Origin of the sequence: Bradyrhizobium sp. RD5-C2 (assembly GCF_019972155.1) — a bacterium.
Taxonomy (GTDB): Bacteria; Pseudomonadota; Alphaproteobacteria; order Rhizobiales; family Xanthobacteraceae; genus Bradyrhizobium.
The window spans coordinates 367,206-388,297 of record NZ_BOVL01000012.1 but is presented as its reverse complement, the minus strand read 5'-3'; the positions used below and the strand labels follow the sequence as shown (position 1 = coordinate 388,297).

25 protein-coding genes are annotated in these 21,092 nt (G+C 64.3%); 13 read left to right on the top strand and 12 right to left on the bottom strand.

Going from position 1 to position 21,092, the window contains the following annotated elements:
- Positions 1-44: 44 nt before the first annotated feature.
- The 3 genes from BraRD5C2_RS16130 to BraRD5C2_RS16120 form a co-directional block, all read right to left on the bottom strand.
- Positions 45-971, bottom strand: a complete 927-nt coding sequence (locus BraRD5C2_RS16130) for a DMT family transporter (protein WP_223969691.1) — start codon at positions 969-971, stop codon at positions 45-47.
- Between the two features lie 212 nt (positions 972-1,183).
- Entirely contained in the window at positions 1,184-1,570 is a 387-nt protein-coding gene (locus tag BraRD5C2_RS16125; RefSeq protein ID WP_223969690.1) for a hypothetical protein, read from the bottom strand.
- A gap of 342 nt (positions 1,571-1,912) precedes the next feature.
- Complete coding sequence (locus BraRD5C2_RS16120; protein ID WP_223969689.1) at positions 1,913-2,686, bottom strand: helix-turn-helix transcriptional regulator; 774 nt, start codon at positions 2,684-2,686, stop codon at positions 1,913-1,915.
- A gap of 79 nt (positions 2,687-2,765) precedes the next feature.
- On the opposite strand from BraRD5C2_RS16120, the gene BraRD5C2_RS16115 reads away from it, so the two are divergent.
- The 3 genes from BraRD5C2_RS16115 to BraRD5C2_RS16105 are packed head-to-tail and all read left to right on the top strand — an operon-like array spanning position 2,766 to position 5,003.
- Positions 2,766-3,422, top strand: a complete 657-nt coding sequence (locus tag BraRD5C2_RS16115; protein WP_223969688.1) for an acyl-homoserine-lactone synthase — start codon at positions 2,766-2,768, stop codon at positions 3,420-3,422.
- Entirely contained in the window at positions 3,382-4,746 is a 1,365-nt protein-coding gene (locus BraRD5C2_RS16110; protein WP_223969687.1) for a cytochrome P450, read from the top strand. The genes BraRD5C2_RS16115 and BraRD5C2_RS16110 overlap by 41 nt, the downstream gene beginning before the upstream one ends.
- A 38-nt stretch (positions 4,747-4,784) precedes the next feature.
- The gene (locus BraRD5C2_RS16105) at positions 4,785-5,003 is read left to right on the top strand and encodes a hypothetical protein (RefSeq protein ID WP_223969686.1); all 219 of its coding nucleotides are present in this window, start codon (positions 4,785-4,787) and stop codon (positions 5,001-5,003) included.
- 30 nt (positions 5,004-5,033) lie between these two features.
- Here BraRD5C2_RS16105 and ybaK read toward each other — a convergent pair whose 3' ends face one another.
- The gene (gene ybaK, locus BraRD5C2_RS16100; RefSeq protein WP_223969685.1) at positions 5,034-5,516 is read right to left on the bottom strand and encodes a Cys-tRNA(Pro) deacylase; all 483 of its coding nucleotides are present in this window, start codon (positions 5,514-5,516) and stop codon (positions 5,034-5,036) included.
- A gap of 359 nt (positions 5,517-5,875) precedes the next feature.
- Between ybaK and BraRD5C2_RS16095 the strand changes: the two genes are divergently transcribed.
- From BraRD5C2_RS16095 to BraRD5C2_RS16070, 6 genes are all read left to right on the top strand, one after another.
- Positions 5,876-7,168, top strand: coding sequence for an adenylosuccinate synthase (locus BraRD5C2_RS16095; protein WP_223969684.1), 1,293 nt, complete (start codon positions 5,876-5,878; stop codon positions 7,166-7,168).
- Between the two features lie 35 nt (positions 7,169-7,203).
- Complete coding sequence (locus tag BraRD5C2_RS16090; RefSeq protein WP_223969683.1) at positions 7,204-8,763, top strand: hypothetical protein; 1,560 nt, start codon at positions 7,204-7,206, stop codon at positions 8,761-8,763.
- Complete coding sequence (locus BraRD5C2_RS16085; RefSeq protein WP_223969682.1) at positions 8,756-8,923, top strand: hypothetical protein; 168 nt, start codon at positions 8,756-8,758, stop codon at positions 8,921-8,923. Before BraRD5C2_RS16090 ends, BraRD5C2_RS16085 begins: the two co-directional genes overlap by 8 nt.
- 38 nt (positions 8,924-8,961) lie before the next feature.
- A complete protein-coding gene (locus BraRD5C2_RS16080) occupies positions 8,962-9,396 on the top strand; it encodes a DUF5413 family protein (RefSeq protein ID WP_223969681.1) in 435 nt (144 codons plus the stop codon).
- Between the two features lie 284 nt (positions 9,397-9,680).
- On the top strand, positions 9,681-11,303 hold the full coding sequence (locus BraRD5C2_RS16075; protein ID WP_223969680.1) for an inorganic phosphate transporter: 1,623 nt from the start codon (positions 9,681-9,683) through the stop codon (positions 11,301-11,303).
- A gap of 21 nt (positions 11,304-11,324) precedes the next feature.
- The gene (locus BraRD5C2_RS16070; RefSeq protein ID WP_223969679.1) at positions 11,325-11,735 is read left to right on the top strand and encodes a Crp/Fnr family transcriptional regulator; all 411 of its coding nucleotides are present in this window, start codon (positions 11,325-11,327) and stop codon (positions 11,733-11,735) included.
- 91 nt (positions 11,736-11,826) lie between these two features.
- On the opposite strand, the gene BraRD5C2_RS16065 is transcribed toward BraRD5C2_RS16070, so the two are convergent.
- Positions 11,827-12,072 carry a GCG_CRPN prefix-to-repeats domain-containing protein gene (locus tag BraRD5C2_RS16065; RefSeq protein ID WP_223969678.1) on the bottom strand — a complete coding sequence of 82 codons (246 nt, stop codon included), beginning with the start codon at positions 12,070-12,072 and terminating at the stop codon, positions 11,827-11,829.
- Positions 12,073-12,150: 78 nt separating this feature from the next.
- Positions 12,151-12,393 (bottom strand): hypothetical protein, encoded by a 243-nt coding sequence (locus BraRD5C2_RS16060; protein WP_223969677.1) that lies wholly within the window; start codon positions 12,391-12,393, stop codon positions 12,151-12,153.
- Positions 12,394-12,630: 237 nt separating this feature from the next.
- On the opposite strand from BraRD5C2_RS16060, the gene BraRD5C2_RS16055 reads away from it, so the two are divergent.
- A complete protein-coding gene (locus BraRD5C2_RS16055) occupies positions 12,631-13,593 on the top strand; it encodes an AraC family transcriptional regulator (RefSeq protein WP_223969676.1) in 963 nt (320 codons plus the stop codon).
- A 97-nt stretch (positions 13,594-13,690) separates the two neighbouring features.
- Entirely contained in the window at positions 13,691-14,251 is a 561-nt protein-coding gene (locus tag BraRD5C2_RS16050) for a DUF4112 domain-containing protein (protein ID WP_223969675.1), read from the top strand.
- A gap of 61 nt (positions 14,252-14,312) precedes the next feature.
- On the opposite strand, the gene BraRD5C2_RS16045 is transcribed toward BraRD5C2_RS16050, so the two are convergent.
- The 6 genes from BraRD5C2_RS16045 to BraRD5C2_RS16020 form a co-directional block, all read right to left on the bottom strand.
- On the bottom strand, positions 14,313-14,603 hold the full coding sequence (locus tag BraRD5C2_RS16045; protein ID WP_223969674.1) for a hypothetical protein: 291 nt from the start codon (positions 14,601-14,603) through the stop codon (positions 14,313-14,315).
- A gap of 222 nt (positions 14,604-14,825) precedes the next feature.
- Positions 14,826-14,990, bottom strand: a complete 165-nt coding sequence (locus tag BraRD5C2_RS16040; protein WP_074131060.1) for a DUF3309 family protein — start codon at positions 14,988-14,990, stop codon at positions 14,826-14,828.
- A gap of 137 nt (positions 14,991-15,127) precedes the next feature.
- Positions 15,128-15,505, bottom strand: coding sequence for a hypothetical protein (locus BraRD5C2_RS16035; protein WP_223969673.1), 378 nt, complete (start codon positions 15,503-15,505; stop codon positions 15,128-15,130).
- A gap of 232 nt (positions 15,506-15,737) precedes the next feature.
- The gene (gene msrB / locus BraRD5C2_RS16030) at positions 15,738-16,151 is read right to left on the bottom strand and encodes a peptide-methionine (R)-S-oxide reductase MsrB (RefSeq protein ID WP_223969672.1); all 414 of its coding nucleotides are present in this window, start codon (positions 16,149-16,151) and stop codon (positions 15,738-15,740) included.
- 115 nt (positions 16,152-16,266) lie between these two features.
- Positions 16,267-16,980, bottom strand: a complete 714-nt coding sequence (gene msrA, locus BraRD5C2_RS16025; RefSeq protein ID WP_223969671.1) for a peptide-methionine (S)-S-oxide reductase MsrA — start codon at positions 16,978-16,980, stop codon at positions 16,267-16,269.
- A gap of 392 nt (positions 16,981-17,372) precedes the next feature.
- Entirely contained in the window at positions 17,373-18,482 is a 1,110-nt protein-coding gene (locus BraRD5C2_RS16020) for an ATP-dependent DNA helicase (protein WP_223969670.1), read from the bottom strand.
- Positions 18,483-18,698: 216 nt separating this feature from the next.
- Between BraRD5C2_RS16020 and BraRD5C2_RS16015 the strand changes: the two genes are divergently transcribed.
- On the top strand, positions 18,699-19,904 hold the full coding sequence (locus BraRD5C2_RS16015) for an LLM class flavin-dependent oxidoreductase (RefSeq protein ID WP_223969669.1): 1,206 nt from the start codon (positions 18,699-18,701) through the stop codon (positions 19,902-19,904).
- Between the two features lie 216 nt (positions 19,905-20,120).
- On the top strand, positions 20,121-21,071 hold the full coding sequence (locus tag BraRD5C2_RS16010; RefSeq protein ID WP_223969668.1) for a sulfonate ABC transporter substrate-binding protein: 951 nt from the start codon (positions 20,121-20,123) through the stop codon (positions 21,069-21,071).
- Positions 21,072-21,092: the final 21 nt, after the last annotated feature.

Here is a 21,092-nt window from a genome sequence, read left to right as displayed (position 1 = left end):
AGCGGATTTGCCGCCGCTAGTCACCGCGCCTCCGGCGGGGGAGATCAGGCCGACTGCCTCCGCGACGCCGCGAACACCCCGGCCAACACCAGCGCGAAGCCGATGAAATGGAAAGCCTGCGGATGCTCGCCGATGAACACGATCGACATGATGGTCCCAAACACCGGAACCATGTGGAAGAACGGCGCGGCGCGGTTAGCGCCGATCAGCTGCACACCGCGGTTGAAGCACAGATAGGCCACCGTCGAGGGGAACACCGCGACATAGAACAGCGAGAGCAGATTGCCGGTCGTGAGCTGCATTACCGGACGCGCGCCGAGTTCCCAGATCAGGAACGGGACCAGGAACAGCGCGCCGCAGCCGAAGGTGAAGGCCGCGACCGACAGCCCGTGGATCCTGGGCCGCTTCAGGGTCAGCACCGAGTACAGCGCGAAGATCACCAGCGCGGCAATGAAGATCAGGTCGCCCTTGTTGAACTCGATCTTCGACAGCGTCGTGAGATCGCCGTGCAGCAGGATCACCAGCACGCCGGCGAGCGACAGCAATACGCCGCAGAGCTGCGCAACCGTCAGCCGCGCGCCGAGCAGGATCAGCGACCACAGCGCGACCATCAGCGGCACGGAGGATTGCAGCAGCAGCGTGTTGAGCGCCTGGGTGTGCTCGAGCGCCCAGTATTGCAGCGTGTTGAAGGCGCTGATGCCGGTCATCGACAGCAGCAGCATGATGCCGAGATTCTTGCGGATCGCGGGCCAGTCGCTGGCGAGGTGTTTCCAGGCAAACGGCAGGATGATCAGGAACGCCACGAACCAGCGCAGGAACGACAGCGTCACCGGCGGAATATGGCCGGCGGCGAGCCGGCCGACGATCGCATTACCAGCCCAGCACATCGCGGTGATGCACAGCAATAGATACGGCTGGTTGGCGATCCAGGAGCCGGACGCAGGCGTTGTGGTGGAATCGGTGGCAGACATGCGGAAGGCCCGGGTTCACGACGCCGCGGCCCGCCCGCCCGTCGCCGGGCCGGTACGGATCGCCCCGGCGTCCGTCACAGACACGGATTCCGCCGTTCTATCAATGGGGATGGACGCATCGCGACCATGCGCGAAGGCCCCTTACGGAAAGCGCGGTGGCGCTTTGCCGGGTCGCTCCGCAGCGGCAGCGCACGCCGATCCGCGACAAGGCTCTAGCCGGTCTCCGGCGGCGTGGTCTGGCGCTTGACGATCTGCTCGGCGAGCTCGATCAGGATCCGCTTGGTGTCGGGGTCCTTGACGTCGCGGAACACCCGCAGCATGCGCAGCTCGAGCAGGGATTGCAGCGATTCCGACGCCTGGCCGCCGTGTGTCTGCGCCGGGGTGGCGGGCCGGCGATTGAGGATATCGGCGGCGACCCCGAGCATCTCGGCGACGGTCGCGAGGCGACCGGTATCGATCTTGACGGTGCCGTCCACGCCGTTCTTTTGCAGGGAGGCGCCCGCGCACAGGATCTCGGCGAGATCTGCCTGCGACAGGCCGATTGCGCGCCAGCGCGCCTGCACCAGTTGATCGATCTGGTCGTCCTGCGATGTGCTCATGGTGCGCCTGGGCGATCTCCAGCTACGTCCGTCGACAACATGTCCGCGACGATGATTGGTAGCAAATCGAACAGCGGTTCGTCGCGACAGGACTTCTACGGATAATCCGGATCGACAATCGGTCCCGGCGACCTGCAGGACGATCCGTGTTTTCACGATAGCCAGGCAGTCGTGCCGGGCGGGCACTGCAATACGCACCCATGGCCTGAGATCCCTGTCATCGGGCCGCAAGTAATTATGCAGCCTTAATATCAAGATCGTACGCAAATGCAATCTGAGGGCGATCGTTGAGGCGAATCCAACCCGGATGTGTGACCTTGCTACAGTTCGCGGCGGCGCCGCTCACAGGTCGATGATTCCGAGCGCGATGCTCTTCGCCACCCCGTGCGTCTTGTTGGAGGCTTCGAGCTTGCGCAGCGCCTGCTTGATGAAGCCTTCAACCGTCTCCGGCGAAATACCGAGGATCTGCGCGGTGTCGGCCACGGTCTTGCCGCGCGCCGCCCAGGCGATCACTTCCTTCTCCCGCGCCGTGAGCTTGATGGTCTCGGCGGCGTCGGCGGGCTTCAGGATGGTCGGCGCGTTGCGCTGGTCGCGGTTGACGATGTCCATCGCCCGCTGCACCCAGTAGATCATCAACAGATGCAGTTCATGGCGGTGGCAGATGAACAGCTTGTCGAAGTCGCGCGGCTGGTCTTCCCAGAAGAACACCGTCGAGCTCGAATGCACGGCGCCGAGCCGGTCGCGGTAATGGAACGGCACCACGAAGCCGTCCTTGAATCCAAACTCGCGCGCGGCATCCATCGTCTTGGCCTCGGGCGCCCGCTTGTGTCCGCTTCGCTCCGGCAGCTTCAGGCTGCTCCAGCTGAACGGCGTGTTGGTGCGTCGTGACCGCGCCAGCGCCGGATCGGCATGGACGAACTCGTTCTGCACATACGCCCGCTTCCAGGCGTCGGGAAAGGTGCCGATGTGATAGGGCAGATCAAGGTCGGGCCGGCCGGCATCGACAAAGGCGAAGCCCGAGAAGCCGTAGTTCTGGATGACACGGTGCAATGACGAGCTGAGCTCGTCGATGGTATCCGACGCCTCGATGGTTGAAATCGCGTCTACCAGGCCCATTGACTAAAACCCCCGGTTTCCGGGGGTACCACATTTGGCCCCGTTCGTTCCAGATGTTCCGCATTTGGAGGAAAGGATAATGCCGCATTCATTGGACGGATATCATGCCCTCATCACCAGGGAAGAGCTTGATCCGGCGCATGTCGGGGCGATGTTGCGGCTGCGCAAGCGGCTGTTCGTCGACCATTGCGGCTGGCTTTTGAACACGACCGGCGACGTCGAACGCGATCAGTTCGACTGCTGGTACACCGAGCACTGCCTGTTGTTTTCGGGTGTCGATCTGGTCGGCGGCTTCCGGGCGATCCGCACCGATTATCCGTATCTGACCAAGTCGGTGTTCCCGCAGCTTGCGGTGCGCCGCTTTCCAAGCCGGCGCGACGCCTGGGAAATCAGCCGTTTCGGCGTGCTGCCTGGTGTCGCGAGGTCGCGGACGGCACGCGTGAACTACGCGCTGATGTTCCGCTTCGCCGAGCTGCGCGGGGCGGCGGCGCTCGTGGCGCTCGCCGATCTTTCCTACGAGCGTTTCCTCACCCGCATGGAAATCCGCACCCGCCGCTACGGCCCGCCGCAGGTGATCGGCAACGATCGCATGGGCCGCCCACTGACGGCGCTCGCCGGAGAAATCCCGCTTGGTCTCGCCGACAATCCCGGCCTGACCAAATTCCTCGACCTTGGACGGCAATTGGAGATTCACGATGCCTCACATGTTCTCGGACGTTCGAGCATTCCAGCGTGACCCGCTGCGTCTGCTGCTGACGCGCGGCAACGAGGCCGAGCGGGGGCTCGTGCCCCTGCGGCTCGGTCCTGCGCCCGTCTTCCTGGTGAACGATCCCGATCTGCTGCGCCCGATCCTCAAGGCGCCGGAGACCGACATCGGAAAGGGCAAGCTGATCAAGAAGCTGACGCCGGTGCTCGGCCGCAGCTCGCTGATGTTGAGCGGCGAGGAGCACAAGCGGCGCCGCGCGGTGCTGCAGAAGCACATGGCCAAGGGCAGCGTCGAGAAATTCCTGCCGCATATGTGCGCCGAGATCCGCGCGGTCGGCGCCAGTCTGGCGCGGCTCGGATCGTTCGATCCGCACCATGTCACCGCGATGCTGGCGTTGCGGACCATCTGCGTCGCGATCTTCGGCTCCCAGCTGATGTCGTCGGGCGACGAGGAAGCGCTGGTTCAGGCCGTTGGCGTGATCGAGGACGATCTGGCCGAGGAGATGTTCCGCGCGTTGCCGTTCGGTCCGGTGGCTTGGTACCGGCGCCGGCAGAATCGGGTCTGCGCCAAGCTTGCCATGTCGACGGTGGTGCAACGCCTGCGCAGCAAGGCGGGTTCAAGCAGCGCGCTGCGGGATCTCGAGGCGCTCGGGCTGAGCGATCGCGATCTCGAGGACGAGATCCTGACACTGCTGCTGGCCGGCCATCACACCACGGGTTCGACCGCGGCGTGGATGTTCTACCAGATGGCCGCCGATCCCGCCCTGATGGACGACATCGCCGACGAGGCGGCGAAGTGCCTTGGCGACGACGGCGAGCTGCGGCTTGACGCGGTGAAGCGCGCCAATCTGAGCGCGACGTTGGTCAAGGAGGTCTGCCGGCTCTATCCGAGCGCCTGGTGGTTCTCGCGCGAGGTGATGCAGCCGGTGACGATCGGCGGGCGCGAGCTCAAGGTCGGGACCTCGCTGTTGATCTGTCCCTGGCAATTGCAGCGCGATCCAAGGCAATTCCCCGATCCCGACCGCTTCCTGATGACGCGGCGCTACAACACCGACGCCTACATCCCGTTCGGCGCCGGCCCGCGCGCCTGCGCCGGGATGGGGGTTGCGATGCTCGAATTGCAATTGCTCGCGCTCGAGATCGCAGCCGCCTATCGCTTCACCGCCGTCAGCCCGAATCCGGCGCCGTGGCCGAAAGCCTCGGTGACACTGATTCCGCCGCCGATGACAATCGGCATCGAAGTCCGCGAGCTGCCATCGCGCATCCTGCATCTCGGCGAGGAAGCCGAGCGGCTGCCCTACATTCCATCCGCCAGCGCGGCGTCCATCAGCATATTACAATCGGTATCCCAATGACAACACACATCACGACGGCCGGCATCGGGCAGAGGGCCATGGATCAAGTGCAAATGCGCAGTCTGCGCGACGTCATCGCTGTCTTGATCGAGCAGCGCAGCATCGTGACGGCCTCCGGCGCGACCTTCGCCGCACATCTGCTCGACCTCGCGATCATGCAGCTCAGGCTCAACGTCAACGATATTTCGGCGGAGGAATTGTCCGGCCTGTCCGACTATGTCGGCGCGGAGTTCAACCGGGACAAGCCCTCGCATTGATCGCACGGAGCGTTTTCGAGCGGAGGGGCTCTAGTCCTGCGTCGCCACCAGCGCCTTCATCGTGGCGCCGGCGGCGAGGGCGGCGTCGTTCGGATCGATCTCGATCTGCAGGCCGCGCTGGCCGCCATTGACGAATACGGTGACATGGGTGAGCGCGGTCTCGTCGATCGCGGTCGGCACTTTCTTTTTCTGGCCGAACGGGCTGATGCCGCCGACATGGTAGCCGGTCAGCCGCTCGGCATCGGCCGGGCGCATCATCTTCGCCGACTTGCCGCCGAGGGCTGCGGCAAGCTTCTTCATGCTAACCTCGCAGTCGGACGGCACCACGGCGCAGACCGGCTTGCCGTCGACCTCCGCCATCAGCGTCTTGAGCATGCGGTTCGGGTCGACGCCGAGCGCCTCCGCCGCCTGTAGCCCGATGCTCTCGGCGCTGGAATCGTAGACATAGGTGTGGAGCTTGAAGGCAATGCCGAGCTTGCGCAGCGCTATCGTCGCTTGGGTCGAATTGGGCATGATCCGGGCCGGTTGATACGGCCGAATGATCGCCGCAATGGGCCCGGCGATCAATCGGCCGTAAGGACAGCCCGAGGCCAGCCCAAGCCCACCCCAACATTAAATTCCCGTCAGCCCGCCGCGGCCGGGCACGGCATGGAATTTTGGGGGATATCAAAGGGTTGTAGCTCGTCTAAAAGGCGCAAACGACCCCGTTCTTGCTTGCGCAGCCGACCCGCTTCCTTTATCCGGTAGGCGCCTTGCGTGTGCGCGGCCGGGCGCCGCGATTTGGGCTGGGCATATCATGCATGGTCGCTGTGGGCGGACGCGTTTTCGCCGCGATCATGGTCTCTGAAACACCTGAAGGGAACATCTTCGCAATGGCCAATGTTGTCGTCGTCGGCGCCCAATGGGGCGACGAGGGGAAGGGCAAGATCGTCGACTGGCTGTCGGAACAGGCCGACATCGTCGTGCGCTTCCAGGGCGGCCACAATGCCGGCCATACGCTCGTGATCAATGGCGAGACCTACAAGCTGGCGCTGCTGCCCTCCGGCGTGCTGCGCCCGAACAAGCTCGCGGTGATCGGCAACGGCGTGGTGTTCGACCCGCAGGCTTTCCTCGACGAGGTCGCCAAGCTGAAGGGGCAGGGCGTTGCGGTCGGACCGGACAATCTGCGGATCGCCGAGAACGTCACGCTGATCCTGCCGCTGCATCGCGAGCTCGACTCGCTGCGCGAATCCTCCAACGCCGTGACCTCGATCGGCACCACCCGCCGCGGTATCGGCCCGGCCTATGAGGACAAGGTCGGCCGCCGCGCCATCCGCCTGATGGATCTCGCCGATCTCGATACCCTGCCGCACAAGATCGAACGCCTGCTGGCGCACCACAATGCGCTGCGCCGCGGCAACAATCTGGAGGAGATCGACGGCAAGGGCATCCTGACCGAACTGACCGCGCTGGCGCCGAAGCTGTTGCCCTATGCCGAGACGGTGTGGCGGCTGCTCGACCTCAAGCGCCGTGAGGGCAAGCGCATCCTGTTCGAGGGCGCGCAGGGCGCGCTGCTCGACGTCGACCACGGCACCTATCCCTATGTGACGTCGTCCAACACGGTGGCGGCGCAGGCCGCGACCGGCACCGGCATGGGTCCGGGCGCGGTCGGCTATGTGCTGGGCATCTGCAAGGCCTACACCACCCGGGTCGGCCAAGGTCCGTTCCCGACCGAGCTGAACGACGAGATCGGCGAGGAAATCGGCCGCCGCGGCAAGGAATTCGGCGTCAACACCGGGCGCAAGCGCCGGGTCGGCTGGTTCGACGCGATGCTGGTGCGGCAGACCGTCCGGACCTGCGGAATTGCCGGGCTGGCGCTGACCAAGCTCGACATTCTCGACGGTTTCGACAGCATCAAGGTCTGCATCGGCTACAAGCTCGACGGCAAGGAGATCGACCATCTGCCGGCGGGCGAGGGCGCGCAGGCCCGCATCGAGCCGATCTATGAGATCATCGAGGGCTGGAAGCAGCCGACCGCCAACGCGCGGTCCTGGGCGGACCTGCCGGCCCAGGCCATCAAGTATGTCCGCCGGGTCGAGGAGCTGGTGGGGTGCCCGGTCACCCTGCTTTCCACCAGCCCGGAACGTGAAGATACTATTCTGGTACAGAATCCGTTCGAGGCTTAACGGGATATTACCTATATCCCACCAATTGTGTGGAAATGGCTGACTACTACCCGCTGATCGCCCGTGCCATCGCCGGATTGGACCCGACCGCCCCCGGCGAAGCCCGCCGTGCGCTGTACGCGCGGGCGCGGACGGCGTTGATTCAGCAACTCCGCGGCGTGCAGCCGCCGCTCTCCGAATCCGAGATCACCCGCGAGCGGCTGTCGCTCGAAGAGGCGGTGCGCAAGGTTGAGTCCGAGGCCGCGCAGCGCGCCCGCGAGGCCTCGCGCCCGGGCGGCGGGGCTGTCCGCAGCAGCGACCCGCAGCGCCGCGCCAATCCAAGGCCGCCGGAGGCCAATTCTGCCGACAATTCCGCGCGCCCGCGGCCGTCGGCCGACCCCCGACCGCCGCGCAATTTGCGCCCCGATGCGCCGCCGCCGGCCCCGCCGCGGCCGCAGAACCCGCAGGCTGCTGCCGGCGCCGACACCCAGGCGCCGCAGGGCCGGCCGACGCCGCCGCGCCGTGGCCCCGAAGGCGCGCCGCCCCCGACGCCGCCGGCGGCCCCGGGCGTGCGCGGCTTCCGCGACATCACCGCCGACGCCGACGACCTCGGGCGGGCCGCAGCGCAAGCCAGCCGCAACGCGCGCAAGACCTACGCCAACGTGCCGTCGCCCTCGCCGGAATTCGACCGGCTCGAGCCGAGCCTCGAAAACCGCGGCGGCGATCCCGAGGCGCCGTATTCCTACGACGAGGCGATCGAGGAGGCGGAGCGCTACACCCCGCAGCCGCCCCAGGCGCCGCCGCCACGCGCGCGGGTCAGCAATGCCGAGCGCGAGCCGAAGCCGCCGCGTGTCGGTTCGAGGTTCCCGTTCAAGACCGTGTTCGTGATCGGCGTCCTGCTGATCCTGGCCGGCGCCGGCCTGGTCTGGGGCAAGCCGGCCCTGACCTTTGTCAGCAGCCTGTTCAAATCCTCCGCCCCCGTCGAGGCGCCGAAGGATGCCGCGGCGACGCCTTCGAGCAAGAAGATCACCGACCGCGTCGGCCAGCCGTCGTCGTCGGGCGAGCCGGTCGCGCCGGTGGCGCAGCGCGTGGTGCTCTATGACGAGGACCCGTCGGATCCGAAGGGCAAGCAATATGTCGGTTCGGTGGTTTGGCGCACCGAGCAGGTCAAGGGATCGGGCAACCAGAAGCCCGACATCGCCGTGCGCGCCGACATCGACATCCCCGATCGCAAGTTCAAGATGACGATGTCGTTCCGCCGCAACACCGATTCATCGCTGCCGGCGAGCCATACCGCGGAATTGACCTTCATCCTGCCGCAGGACTTCGCCAATGGCGGCGTCGGCAACGTGCCGGGCATCCTGATGAAGTCCAACGAGCAGGCCCGCGGCACGCCGCTGGCCGGGCTCGCGGTCAAGGTCACCGACGGCTTCTTCCTGGTCGGCCTCTCCAATGTCGACGCCGACCGTTCGCGCAATCTGCAGCTTCTGAAGGAGCGCTCCTGGTTCGACGTGCCGCTGGTCTACACCAACCAGCGCCGCGCCATCATCGCGATCGAGAAGGGCGCCCCCGGCGAGCGCGCCTTCAACGACGCCTTCGCGGCGTGGGGTGAGTAAAGGCTTCAGCGCTCACCTCGGTTCGCACGATCTCATCGCCCGGCTGCGTCCGGGCGATTCCGTATCGCAGCGAAGCGAAGTCTGGCTGTTGCAGCGCATCGACGCGATGATCCCGGAACATTGCGGGGCGCTTTCGATTTTCCCTAGAACCGTCGCGTGACTGCGTTACACTCGCCTGATGTCGGGCAGGGGCACGCCATGAAACGCTATCTGATCTTCGCAGCCATCGGGCCGTTCATCGGCGGCTTCCTGCTGCTGCTCATGACCACCTATCAGTCCGGCTACTGGACCGAGACCAATGGCGGCGAAGTGGCGAAGCTGCTCGTCGTGTTCGTGAAGTCGCTGCAATACAACTATCTGTTCGGCATCGTGCCGTCGCTGATGTTCGGCGCGATCGACGACATCCTGATGCACATGCGCCGGATCACGCCGACGGTGCGGATGCTGATCGTGGGCCTCGTGGCGTTCGTCGGCGCGGCGCTGACCTACGCCTCGCACGGCTCCGAAAGCGGCGCCGTACAGTTCATCCTGTACGGGCTGGTCGGCTTCATCCCGGGCGTGATCACGTCCTGGCTGGCGCACAAATATGCCGAAGAGCAGCACGTGCCGGCGACGCCGGCATCCCAGCATTAGCGCGCGTGCTCATTGCTTTTTGGAAAGCAGAAGTTGCCGGCTTTGACGCGATCGGCGATTTCTGACCGGTCGGCGCAATGAGCGCATCGTAGCCGGACAGGAAGCCGTGTCTAGCGCACGGCGACCAGCGGCTCGCGCTATTAGAGTAACCTTGTCAAAATATTAGGCGCCCGCCGCAAGTCGCGCGCAGCGTCTTTCATGGAACTGTCACACGGACGTCATGTAAGCGTAGTCCCAATGTCACATGGCCGCTTTTGTCCTCCCGCGGCCGTGAGGGCGATCATATGAGCGATGTAGCGTTACCTGGTTCGATTGAGCCCGCGCGGCGCCGCGGCCCCGATCTCGAGAAGGGTTTTCATCCTCTCACCGGCATCATCTATCTCGGCGTGATCGGCGCCGCGCTGCTGTTCGTGGCCTACAGCATCTACGCGGACGTTGGCGCGACGGGCGCCGGCAAGACCTCTTATGCGGCGTTCCTGCTGCTGTTCGTGGCGCTCCTGATCTCGCTCGGCTTCGAATTCGTCAACGGCTTTCACGACACGGCGAACGCCGTCGCGACCGTGATCTACACGCGCTCGATGCCGGCCCACATTGCCGTGGTCTGGTCGGGCCTGTTCAATCTGATCGGTGTCCTGCTCTCCAGCGGCGCCGTTGCTTTCGGCATCGTCTCGCTGTTGCCGGTCGAATTGATCCTTCAGGTCGGCAGCAGCGCCGGTTTCGCCATGGTGTTTGCGCTGCTGATCGCCGCCATCATCTGGAACGTGGGTACCTGGTATTTTGGGTTGCCCGCCTCGAGTTCGCACACCTTGATCGGATCGATCATGGGCGTGGGGATCGCGAACGCCCTGATGCACGGACGGGAGGGGACCTCCGGCGTAGATTGGTCGCAGGCCGTCAACACCGGCAAGGCGCTGCTGCTGTCGCCGCTGTTCGGATTTGCGCTCGCTGCCATCCTGCTCTACGGGCTGAAAACCGCACTGTTGCGCGCAACGCCGGCGCTGTTCGGCGAGCCGAAAGGCGATCAGCCGCCGCCATGGTGGATTCGCGGCATCCTGATCCTGACCTGCACTCTGGTCAGCTTCTTTCACGGATCGAACGATGGTCAGAAAGGCATGGGTCTCATCATGCTGATCCTGATCGGCGTGGTCCCGACTGCCTACGCCCTCAACCGCGCGATGCCTGCGAGCCAGATCGCGGCATTCACCGCGAATTCGGCGGCGGCGAGCAAGGTGATCGAGAGCAGGGGCGCCGATCGCAAGGTGACGGGCAATCCGCGTCCGGCGGTGACGAACTACATTGCGCTTCGGCAACTCACCGACGAGACCTATCCGTCACTCGCTGTTCTCGTCGGCGAAATCAGCGACCAGGTCGTGCAGTACGGTTCGCTGGCGAAATTTCCGGCCGAGACCGTCGGCAACACGCGTAACGACATGTATCTGGTGTCGGAGGCGTTGCGCTCGCTCATGAAGAGCAGCGACAGCGGGTTGAACGACGCCGATATTGCGACGCTCAATCGCTACAAGGGCTCGCTGGACGCCGCGACCAAATTCATTCCGTCCTGGGTGAAGATTGCGGTCGCCATCGCGCTCGGGCTCGGCACGATGGTTGGCTGGAAGCGGATCGTCGTGACGGTGGGTGAGAAGATCGGCAAGACCCATCTGACTTATGCGCAGGGTGCCTGCGCCGAGATCACGGCGGCGGCGACCATCGCCGCGGCAGATGGATACGGCTTGCCGGTGTCGACGACGCATGTGCTGTCGTCCGGCATCGCAGGCACCATGACCGCGAACGGGTCCGGTCTGCAATGGTCGACAATCCGCAACATCGCGATGGCCTGGGTTCTGACCCTGCCGGTGGCGATGCTGATCTCGGGCGTGCTCTACTTCGTTTTCGCGCATCTATTTTAGGCGGAGCAGCAAGACAACCGGATGCATGAGATCTGCATCCGGGTTCGGGGAAAGGAATTTCGAGTGGCAGATGCGAGCTTCAGCCTTCTGACAGGCAACGATATCGAAACGCGCCTGGTCCGGGCCGGCGGCATTATCTTTCGCGAGGGCGAGCAGGCCGACGAGCTGTTCGTGATCAAGAGCGGCTATGTGCGCATTCAGGTCGGCAACAAGACCATAACGGACCTGCCGGCCGATACGATCTTTGGCGAAATGGCATTGATCGACAACGAGCCGAGGAGTGCGACCGCCACGGCGCTCACCGATGTCGAGCTCGTCCCGGTCTCGGAAAAGCAGTTTCTCTTCCTCGTCAGCCAGACGCCGCATTTTGCGCTGCAGGTGATGAGGACGCTGGCCCAGCGGCTCAGAACCATGAACAAGGGCGTCTTTTAGAGCGTTTTCGAGCGAAGTGGATCGAAAGCAAAAGCGGCGGACGTTTCCGTCCGCCGCCGGCGTGATGCAAAAGGCCTGGATGCTGAAATGCTCAGGTGCCGTTGGCGCGGCAGCGGCCGCCGGGACCGAGATACCAGCCGCGCGGACAGGCATGCATCCACGGCCGCGCGTAGTTGCGGCGGCAGCCGCCATAGGGACCGCGATGCCAGCCGCCGCCGCAGCCGCCGGCGACCGCGATGACATCGGAATTCGGGGTGGTGGTAACGGGCGCGAGCGGCATGGCGCCGGCGCTGCCGAGTGTCGCAAGAAGGAAGGCGGCTGCAATCAATCTGGTCATGAGTGTCGTCCTCTGCTGATGTTCAAAAATCATTCGTTGATCTCTTCAAAAATTTGCTGCGCTTCTCCAATTGGTGCGCTAGCCGCCGCCGGCGAACGCGATGCCGGCACGCACCTCGCCCATCGCCTGATCGATCAGGCCGAGCGCACGCTCACGGTGGCCGCCTTTGTTCGGCGTCGCCCTGGTGAGCTCGGCGCGCGCCGATTGCAGCATCGCAAGGCTTTCGTCCATGTGCGGCTGGGCGCCGATCGCGTAGCCGATCCCCACGCTGGTGGTGATCGCAACCCCGAGCAACACCTTGCGGATCGCGGAAGTCTTCATCTCATGGTCTCCTCTGGCTGGCCCGCTTGTGTGCGGTGGCTCACTTTTGTGTGGTCTTTCCCGGCTGCGAGCCGGCGCCATCGGTAAGCCCCCGACGGCGCGCGCGTCTTGGACTGGGAGGCGCCGGAGGATTCCGGACTTGGACTGTCCGGCGCTGTGCACAGGGCCGGTTACTTCATCTGCCGTTCATCTCGTGGTAGCCAGATTGCAGGCCTGCACCTTGGTCCCGTCCTTCCGATGTCCGTCATCAAGAAAAGGCTGTCGACCGACATGCTGCCGCCCGGTCTGGGCGAGCGGCAGCGCTACATGTTCTTCGCCGAATTGTTCGAGCATTTCTCCAACACCGGCGAGCTCGACCCATCACCGGCGGTGCCGTTTCGCGCGACGATGAACTCGATCCATATCGGCACCACTCTGCTCGGCCGTTGCAACGGCAGCTTCACCACCGTGCGGCGCGAGCGGCGCCAGGTGCTGGCGACCAATGACGACCGTTATTGCCTGGCGCGCAACACCGGCGACCGCGCCTCGACCGTCACCCATCGCGGGCGCGAATTCCAGATGCGGCCGGGCGCGATGGTGCTGCTCAAGCTCGACGAGCCGTTCTTCACCGCCGACGGCGCCCACCACAAGCGCTTCACCAACGTCCACCTGCCGATGGCGACGTTGCGATCGATGGTCGCCGGGGTCGATGACCTGGTCGGCCGCGAGCTCGCGCCGGGCGGCGCGTTGGCGCTGGCGATGGACTACAGCGACCTGTTGCTGCAATCGCCCGATGCCGTCGATGAGGCCGGCTTCGCCATCGCGGCGCATCTGTTGGATCTCGCCGCCCTCGGCCTCGGCGCCCGCGGCGATCTTGCAGCCACAGCACAACGCCGCGGGCTTCGCGCGGTCCGGCTGAAGTCGCTGCTGATGATCCTCGCCAAGCGCTTCACCGAGCCGGATTTCTCGGCACACAAGCTCGCCGCCGCGACCGGCCTGTCGGAGCGCTATGTCAACGAGCTGCTCTATGAGGCGGGCGCGAGCTTCACCATGCGGCTGACCGAATTGCGGCTGACCAAGGCTGCCGAATTGCTGGTCCATGACAGCGAGCGGCGGATCAGCGACATCGCCTTCGATTGCGGGTTCAACGATCTGTCCTACTTCAATCGTTGCTTCCGCCGCCGCTTCGGCCTCACACCATCGGCGGCGCGCGGCACGTGATGCGGCCTCGAACGGCACAGCCTTGCATGTAGCGGCCTTGAATGTGACACAGTGGTAATGTGACGCAACTTGAACCACCTGCCTGCGTTACCATGTGATGGCCATGCCCGAAGACGACATTTTCTCCCCCCACGCCACGCGATCGCGGCCGCCTTTCGGCGGGGCGCAGGCGCGCGGCAAGGTCATTGATCAGGACGGGCGCGAGGTCGGCGATGGCCCGCTGCATCCGCAGTTCCAAGGTTTTCAGGGAGCCTTTCCGGAAGGCTTCAGCTTCGACTTCCGCAACTCCACCGCCAACCCGTTCGGCAATCTGACGCGCGAGGAGCGGCTCGCGCGGCTGGAGATGATCGCAAAGCTGCTCGACGTCGCCTTCGTCGTGCCGGGCACCAATGTCCGCTACGGCATCGACGGGTTGATTGGCCTGATCCCGGTGATCGGCGATCTCATCACCACCGCGATCTCGCTTTGGCTGGTGCGCGAGGCCCGTCTGTTGGGCGCGCCCTGGCACATCACCGCGCGGATGCTCGCCAATGTCGCCGTCGACGGCGTGGTCGGCATGGTGCCGGTGGCGGGCGATGCCTTCGACGTCATGTTCCGCGCCAATATGCGCAATGTGCGGATGCTGCGGCGCTGGCTCGACAAGCAGCCCAGACTATAACTTCAAAACAAAAGCCCCCGGATCGGTCCGAGGGCTTTTCGTTGTGAGACGAGCAGAATGGTTATGCGGCGTCGGCGTCGGTCTGGACCGGCTCAGCGCGCGGACGGCGCGGCAGCGGGAAGCCTTCGCTCTCATACAGCGAACGGATGCCGTTCTGGTCGAAACGGGCTTCCTCGACCTGGAGATAGGCGCCGTTCAGCGAATCCGCCGGCAGCTGCTCCATCGCGAACTGCACGGCCTCGGCAGCAGTGCCGAAACGGCGGTAGGCGAAGCCGGCGCGCTTCTTCTTGCGGATCGCGGCAGGGAACAGTTCGGCGGACGTGTTATAGTTGAACGGACGCAGGGGACGCATGGTCGACGACCTCTTGTGTTCTTGGCATAGAGCGGCGAAAGGGATTTTGGGGGACGGCGGCCTATAATCGGCGGCGCGCCGTACATGTCATTTCGATCCCTAATATAGGCCTCTTTGACAAAAATGCGACCCCAGAAGCGCCCCCGGCAGGGCACATCCTGAATCCGCGCATAGCACGCGGTCAATCAAAATAACTCCATTTATTTCAATGGTTTATGGCCGTTAAATCTTGTCGAGCCAGGCCAGGATCGCGACCACGATCAAAATCACCCCGAAAAGGCCCATTCCGGAGTGGCCGAGACCATAGCCGTAGCCGCGGATACGGCCGCTATAGCCGCCCAGCAGGATAACAAGCAGGAGGATGATGAGGATCAGTCCGAGCGACATGGCGCCCTCCTCAGAAGAGGCGGCAGCCGCTCGGCGAGACGCCGACGGCCCCGCGAGCTCGGAGCAAAGCACATTCCGGGGCGCGAGTCGTTAAGGCTGCCGGCCGATCACGAGGATGTTGTCGGGCGCCGGGGCGGCTATTTCTTGCTCTCGTCGATCGGGAGCACCTTCAGGGGGGTCGGATAGGGCTCGACCCGCAGCGAGTCGCTGGCGATCAGGCCGATCTTGTGCAACGGCGCCTGTTCGAGATCGCCGGAAGCGGATTTGTGCACCGCGTATTGCCAGACGCTCATCGAGCCCTTGGCGACCAGCATCTTAGCGATGCCGCCGGCATTCTGGCCTTCGATCTGGGCGAGATCGGCATCCGTCAGGCCGATGACGATTTCGTCCTTGGAGGTGATGACCTTGAACAGCGAGATCTTGTCGGCGGCGAACGCCGGCATGCTCACCGCGCTGCCGATGATGAGACTGGCAAGACCGAGACCAAACAAAAGCTTTGCTGGAATTGGCGACATCAAAATTTCCTTGTGTTTGCACGCGCGGACGGACGGCCGGCAAAACAAAACCCCGCGCGACCGGTTCTTGGTCGCGCGGGGCGGAGAAATTGTTCGATGTGGGGCCAGGATATTTGCGAGACCGACCGTCGTCATTGCCGGGCTCGACCCAGCAATCCATCACGGAGAAGCGCTCTCTCTTCCGATGGATGCGCGGGTCAAGCCCGCGCATGACGAGCGGAGTTGGCCGCCGTTACTTCTTCTCGTCCAGCTTTAGCGCTGCCGAGTTGATGCAGTAGCGCAGGCCGGTGGGGCCGGGGCCGTCGTTGAAGACATGGCCGAGATGGCCGTCGCATTTCGAGCACAGCACCTCGGTGCGGACCATGCCGTGGCTCACATCGTGCTCCTCGTCGACATGGCTCTCGGCCGCGGGCTTGGAGAAGCTCGGCCAGCCGCAGCCGGAATCGAACTTCTGGTCGGATTCGAACAGTGTCTGGCCACAGCCGGCGCAGACATAGGTGCCCTTGCGGGGATCATGCTCATATTCGCCGGTGAACGGCCGCTCGGTCGCCTTTTCTCGCAGCACGGCGTACTGCATCGGCGTCAATTCCTTGCGCCACTCGGCCTCGCTCTTGCGGACCTTGCCGTCGGTTTTGGTATCGGACATTCAACCTCCTTGGTTTGATCGTCATTGCGAGGAGCGAAGCGACGAAGCAATCCATCTTTCCGCTTGCCGCGACATGGATTGCTTCGCTTCGCTCGCAATGACGGGAAGCGTCGCCTCAGTTGGTGACCTTGGTGCTGCTCACCAGCGTCGGCTTCTCGATGTAGTTCTCCGCGAAGATCTTCTTCAGGTTTTCGACCTTCGGGATGTCGTTATACGCAATATAGGGCTGGTTCGGGTGCAGCGTCAGATAGTCCTGGTGGTAGCCCTCCGCCGGATAGAACGCCTCCAGCGCGCCGACCTTGGTGACGATCGGCTTCTTGTAGACCTTGGCGGCGTTGAGCTGGGCGATATAGGCATCCGCCACCTTCTTCTGCTCGTCGCTGGTCGTGAAGATCGCCGAGCGATACTGCGTGCCGGAGTCGGGGCCCTGGCGGTTCAGCTGGGTCGGGTCATGCACGACGGAGAAGAAGATCTGCAGGATCTTGCCGTAGGAGATCTTCTGCGGGTCGTACTTGATTTCGACGGACTCGGCGTGGCCGGTGCTGCCGGTCGAGACCTTTTCGTAGTCGGCATTGGCCTTGCTGCCGCCGGAGTAGCCGGACACCGCGCTGACGACGCCGGCGGTGTGCTGGAACACGCCCTGCACACCCCAGAAGCAGCCGCCGGCGAGCACCGCGGTCTTGACGCCGGTTTCCGGCGCACTCGCGGCCGGCGGCGGAATGACCACGGCGTCCTCGGCGGCAAGCGAGGGCGCAACGGCAAAAGCGGCAACAGCCAGCGCGCCGATCGCGGCGGCGCAAAGCGAGAGGCGGCTGAGGGAGCTGGGCATGGGTTCCTCGTGGGATCGCAATTGGGGGCCAGTCTAGAGCGGGTGCCGGCATTGGCAATCGGGCCGGGCTGCTCCGACACTTCAAAATACGGGCGAGGGGGCGTTTTGTTACGGCGCCGGACACACGGTTTCGTGAGGGAAATCAGCGAGGTTCAGGGATGACGGTGATGGATTTTTGCCCGCGGGCTCTCCACGTCCGTCGTCCTGGCGAAAGCCAGGACCCATAACCACCAGATGTAACTGTAGGCGGGATCGTGGCCCCAACGTCCCGCAACAACAAGCAGCCGGGGTAATGGGTCCTGGCTTTCGCCAGGACGACGGGCAATGTTTAGTGCCGCCCGCTAGTCATACGCTTGCCTGCTGTCAGGATCACGTCGGCGCCTGCGGGACGATCACACCACGATGCTGAGCCGCTTCGCCGCCCGCGTGATCCCCGTGTACAGCCACCGCGCGCGCGAGTCCTGGAATGCAAAGCTCTCGTCGAACAGCACGACGTCGTCCCATTGCGAACCCTGCGACTTATGGACGGTCAGTATGTATCCGTAGTCGAACTCGTCATAGGGCTTGCGCTGCTCCCACGGAATGCCCTCGATGCCGCCGTCGAAGCATTCGCCGCGCACCGACACCTTGGTGACCTTGTGGCCGAAATCCTCGTCCGGCATCACGCGCATGGTGATGATCTTGGACTTCGACTGCGCGCGCGCCTTGACCCGCCACAGCCCGCCGTTGAACAGCGCCTTCTTGCGGTTGTTGCGCAGGCAGACCAGCTTGTCGCCGGCGACGGGGAGAGGATCTTCGATGTTCAGTCGCTGCCGCATCCGCATGTTGTAGGCGCGGCGGGTGTTGTTGCGGCCGACCAGCACCTGGTCGGCGCGCATCACGCGGTCCGGATCGAGCTCCTTGCGCGACACCACCTCGCTCTCGCCATGGCGGCCGATCTCGAGCTCGCGGCCCTCGCGGATGTCCATCGACATCCGCACGATCGGATCGTCCTGCGCCTGGCGGTGCACCTCGGTCAGCATCGCGTCCGGCTCGGCGTCGGTGAAGAAGCCGCCGCCCTGGATCGGCGGCAATTGCGCGGGATCGCCGAGCACCAGCAGCGGGCAGTCGAACGACATCAGATCGCGGCCGAGCTCGGCGTCGACCATCGAACATTCGTCAATGACGATCAGCTTGGCTTTTGATGCCGGCGCGTCGTCCCAGAGTTCGAAACTCGGCTGCTCGACGCCGGATTCGCGGGCGCGGTAGATCAGGGAATGGATCGTGGAGGCGCTGTCGCAGCCCTTGTTGCGCATGACCAGTGCCGCCTTGCCGGTGAAGGCTGCGAATTTCACCTCGCCGTCGACGCCTTCGGCGATGTGCTGGGCAAGCGTGGTCTTTCCGGTTCCGGCATAGCCGAACAGGCGGAACACCGGCGGCGTTCCGTTCTTGCCCGGCTTGGCTTTCAGCCAGTCGGCAACGGCTTTCAGCGCGGAGTCCTGATGCGGCGTAAAGGTGGTCATGTGACTTTCGGAAGAATGAGCGCGCGACCGATAGCGCCGCGACTCATACCCGCACAAGCTAAACATTCATGCGTTCCAAGCAAGCCGTCTCCCGCCGCGCGGAATTGGGGTTTCGCGCCCGAGGCTAGACTTGACCCGGGGCGGCACTAGACTGACCGAAAACAACAGGGGTCGGGACCACCACAAGTGGTCGGGGACGACCTTGGGAGTGACGCCATGAAATTCGGCATCTTTTACGAGCTGCAACTGCCGCGCCCGTGGAACGACGGCGACGAGCTCCGGCTCTACCAGAACGCGCTGACACAATTGGAGACCGCCGACCGGCTCGCTTACGACTACGCCTGGGTCGTCGAGCATCATTTCCTCGAGGAGTATTCGCACTCGCCGGCGCCGGAATCCTTCCTTGCCGCGGCGAGCCAGCGCACCAAAAACATCCGGCTTGGCCACGGCATCTTCCAGCTCACCACCAATCATCCCGCGCGCGTCGCCGAGCGGGTCGCGGTGCTCGATCTGCTCAGTAACGGCCGCTGTGAGTTCGGCATGGGCGAGAGCGCCTCGATCACCGAGCTGACGCCGTTCGGCCGCGACATGGAGACCAAGCGCGAGGTGTTCGAGGAAGCCGTGCAAGCGATCTTCCCGATGTTCACCAAGGTCGGCACCGAACATCACGGCAAGTATTTCGATATCCCGCTGCGCAATGTCGTACCGAAGCCGGTGCAGAAGCCGCATCCGCCGCTCTGGATGGCCTGCTCGCAGCTACCGACGATCGAACGCGCCGGGCAGAACGGATTCGGCGCGCTCGGCTTCCAGTTCGTCAGCGCCGAGGCGGCGCATGCCTGGGTGCACGCCTATTACAACGCGATCACCAAGCGGCTGAAGAAGCTCGCCGATTACGAGATCAATCCCAACATGGCGCTGGTCTCGTTCTTCATGTGCGCCGAGACCGATGAAGAGGCGCGCAAGCGCGCCGACGGCGCGACCTTCTTCCAGTTCGCGCTGCGCTATTACGGCCAGGCGCAGAACCGGCAGCGCCCGGCGCCCGGCACCGTCAACATGTGGGACGAATACAACAAGTGGAAGCGCGAGAATCCCGAGGCGCAGGAGGCCGCATTGCGCGGCGGCCTGATCGGCTCGCCGGAAACATTGCGCAAGAAGCTGCGGCGCTTCCGCGCCTCGCATATCGATCAGGTGATCCTGCTCAACCAGGCCGGCAAGAACACCCATGAGCACATCTGCGAGTCGCTCGAACTGTTCGGGAAAGAGGTGATGCCCGAGTTCCAGCACGATCCCGAGCACGATGCCTGGAAGAAGGGAGTGCTCGACGGCTCGATCCAGCTCGAGGAGATCGACACCCAGGCGTTCTCGGACCGCTATGGTAAACTCGCGGTCAATGTCGGCCCGAAGACCGCAGCCGCTGGCTGATCGATTCCTGTGCAGCGACCTCGCGATCGCGTGAAGAAAATAATTCGCTACGCGCGACCTGCGCCTTAAACGAAACGGCACGCGCGATGCCTGCAGCGAAGTGCAGGCATCGCTATTTTTGTGCGGTGCTCGACAGCTTCATTCGCGCGCCCCATCATCCTGACATCGCATGATCGCGTGTTGAGAAACGCGCTTGATCGTCAGGAGAGTTTTGGAATGAAGCGTCGTGAGTTCCTCCAGCTGTCGTTCGTCGCAGCCGCCACTGCCGCGCTGTCACGAAACGCGCAGGCCCAGACGGACGCGAAGGAAATTCGTATCGGCTACCAGAAGAACGGCGTGCTCGTTCTCACGCGCCAGCGCGAGGCCTTGGAAAATCATTTCAAGCCGCAAGGCGTCAGCGTGAAATGGGTCGAGTTCTCCTCGGGGCCGCCGATGATGGAAGCGATGAATGTCGGCAGCGTCGATTACGGCGCCGTCGGCGATTCCCCGCCGATCTTCGCGCAGGCCGCGGGCGCGGCCATCGTCTATGCCGCCGCGCAACCCATCATCAATGGCTCCGGCATCCTGGTGCCGCAGAATTCGGCAATCACAGCCATCGCCGAACTCAAAGGCAAGCGCGTCGGCTTCACCAAGGGATCTAGCGCGCACAACGTCGTGATCCAGACGCTGGAGAAGGCCGGGCTGACCTATGACGACATCACGCCAGTCTATCTGACGCCGCCGGACGCCGGTCCTGCCTTCGCCAATGGCGGCATCGATGCCTGGGCGATCTGGGATCCGTATTTCGCGATCGCCGAGACCAAGCAGAACGGCCGGATTCTGGTCAAAACGCGCGACATCACCAAGACCAACTCGTTCTACATTGCCAACCGCGACTTCGCGAACAGGCACGGCGCCCTGCTGCAGCAGATCGTCGATGTCACGACATCGACCGCGGCATGGGCGCAGGCGCACCCTGATGACGTCGCGAAATCGCTCGCCGCCGTCACCGGCGTCCCGCTCGATATCCAGACCATCGCGGCGAGGCGGGCCGGCTTCTCGGTCGGCCCCGTGACCGACGACATCATTGCGACCCAGCAGGGCGTCGCCGATCGCTTCTTCAAGCTCGGCCTGATCCCGAAGCAGATCGCGATCCGCGACGTCGTCTGGCGCAACACCCAGACCTGATCGGCGCGCTTGGTCAATTCA

Excerpts from the sequence above, each read along its gene's own strand:
- BraRD5C2_RS16110 (WP_223969687.1), top strand. The coding sequence starts at position 3,382 with ATGCCTCACATGTTCTCGGACGTTCGAGCATTCCAGCGTGACCCGCTG.
- BraRD5C2_RS16120 (WP_223969689.1), bottom strand. The coding sequence starts at position 2,686 with ATGGGCCTGGTAGACGCGATTTCAACCATCGAGGCGTCGGATACCATC.
- BraRD5C2_RS16105 (WP_223969686.1), top strand. The coding sequence starts at position 4,785 with ATGGATCAAGTGCAAATGCGCAGTCTGCGCGACGTCATCGCTGTCTTG.
- BraRD5C2_RS16015 (WP_223969669.1), top strand. The coding sequence starts at position 18,699 with ATGAAATTCGGCATCTTTTACGAGCTGCAACTGCCGCGCCCGTGGAAC.
- BraRD5C2_RS16010 (WP_223969668.1), top strand. The coding sequence starts at position 20,121 with ATGAAGCGTCGTGAGTTCCTCCAGCTGTCGTTCGTCGCAGCCGCCACT.
- BraRD5C2_RS16020 (WP_223969670.1), bottom strand. The coding sequence starts at position 18,482 with ATGACCACCTTTACGCCGCATCAGGACTCCGCGCTGAAAGCCGTTGCC.
- msrA (WP_223969671.1), bottom strand. The coding sequence starts at position 16,980 with ATGCCCAGCTCCCTCAGCCGCCTCTCGCTTTGCGCCGCCGCGATCGGC.
- BraRD5C2_RS16045 (WP_223969674.1), bottom strand. The coding sequence starts at position 14,603 with ATGCGTCCCCTGCGTCCGTTCAACTATAACACGTCCGCCGAACTGTTC.
- BraRD5C2_RS16130 (WP_223969691.1), bottom strand. The coding sequence starts at position 971 with ATGTCTGCCACCGATTCCACCACAACGCCTGCGTCCGGCTCCTGGATC.
- BraRD5C2_RS16035 (WP_223969673.1), bottom strand. The coding sequence starts at position 15,505 with ATGTCGCCAATTCCAGCAAAGCTTTTGTTTGGTCTCGGTCTTGCCAGT.
- BraRD5C2_RS16090 (WP_223969683.1), top strand. The coding sequence starts at position 7,204 with ATGGCTGACTACTACCCGCTGATCGCCCGTGCCATCGCCGGATTGGAC.
- BraRD5C2_RS16070 (WP_223969679.1), top strand. The coding sequence starts at position 11,325 with ATGCATGAGATCTGCATCCGGGTTCGGGGAAAGGAATTTCGAGTGGCA.
- BraRD5C2_RS16050 (WP_223969675.1), top strand. The coding sequence starts at position 13,691 with ATGGCCATGCCCGAAGACGACATTTTCTCCCCCCACGCCACGCGATCG.
- BraRD5C2_RS16060 (WP_223969677.1), bottom strand. The coding sequence starts at position 12,393 with ATGAAGACTTCCGCGATCCGCAAGGTGTTGCTCGGGGTTGCGATCACC.
- msrB (WP_223969672.1), bottom strand. The coding sequence starts at position 16,151 with ATGTCCGATACCAAAACCGACGGCAAGGTCCGCAAGAGCGAGGCCGAG.
- BraRD5C2_RS16040 (WP_074131060.1), bottom strand. The coding sequence starts at position 14,990 with ATGTCGCTCGGACTGATCCTCATCATCCTCCTGCTTGTTATCCTGCTG.
- BraRD5C2_RS16125 (WP_223969690.1), bottom strand. The coding sequence starts at position 1,570 with ATGAGCACATCGCAGGACGACCAGATCGATCAACTGGTGCAGGCGCGC.
- BraRD5C2_RS16095 (WP_223969684.1), top strand. The coding sequence starts at position 5,876 with ATGGCCAATGTTGTCGTCGTCGGCGCCCAATGGGGCGACGAGGGGAAG.
- BraRD5C2_RS16115 (WP_223969688.1), top strand. The coding sequence starts at position 2,766 with ATGCCGCATTCATTGGACGGATATCATGCCCTCATCACCAGGGAAGAG.
- BraRD5C2_RS16065 (WP_223969678.1), bottom strand. The coding sequence starts at position 12,072 with ATGACCAGATTGATTGCAGCCGCCTTCCTTCTTGCGACACTCGGCAGC.
- ybaK (WP_223969685.1), bottom strand. The coding sequence starts at position 5,516 with ATGCCCAATTCGACCCAAGCGACGATAGCGCTGCGCAAGCTCGGCATT.
- BraRD5C2_RS16055 (WP_223969676.1), top strand. The coding sequence starts at position 12,631 with ATGTCCGTCATCAAGAAAAGGCTGTCGACCGACATGCTGCCGCCCGGT.
- BraRD5C2_RS16075 (WP_223969680.1), top strand. The coding sequence starts at position 9,681 with ATGAGCGATGTAGCGTTACCTGGTTCGATTGAGCCCGCGCGGCGCCGC.
- BraRD5C2_RS16080 (WP_223969681.1), top strand. The coding sequence starts at position 8,962 with ATGAAACGCTATCTGATCTTCGCAGCCATCGGGCCGTTCATCGGCGGC.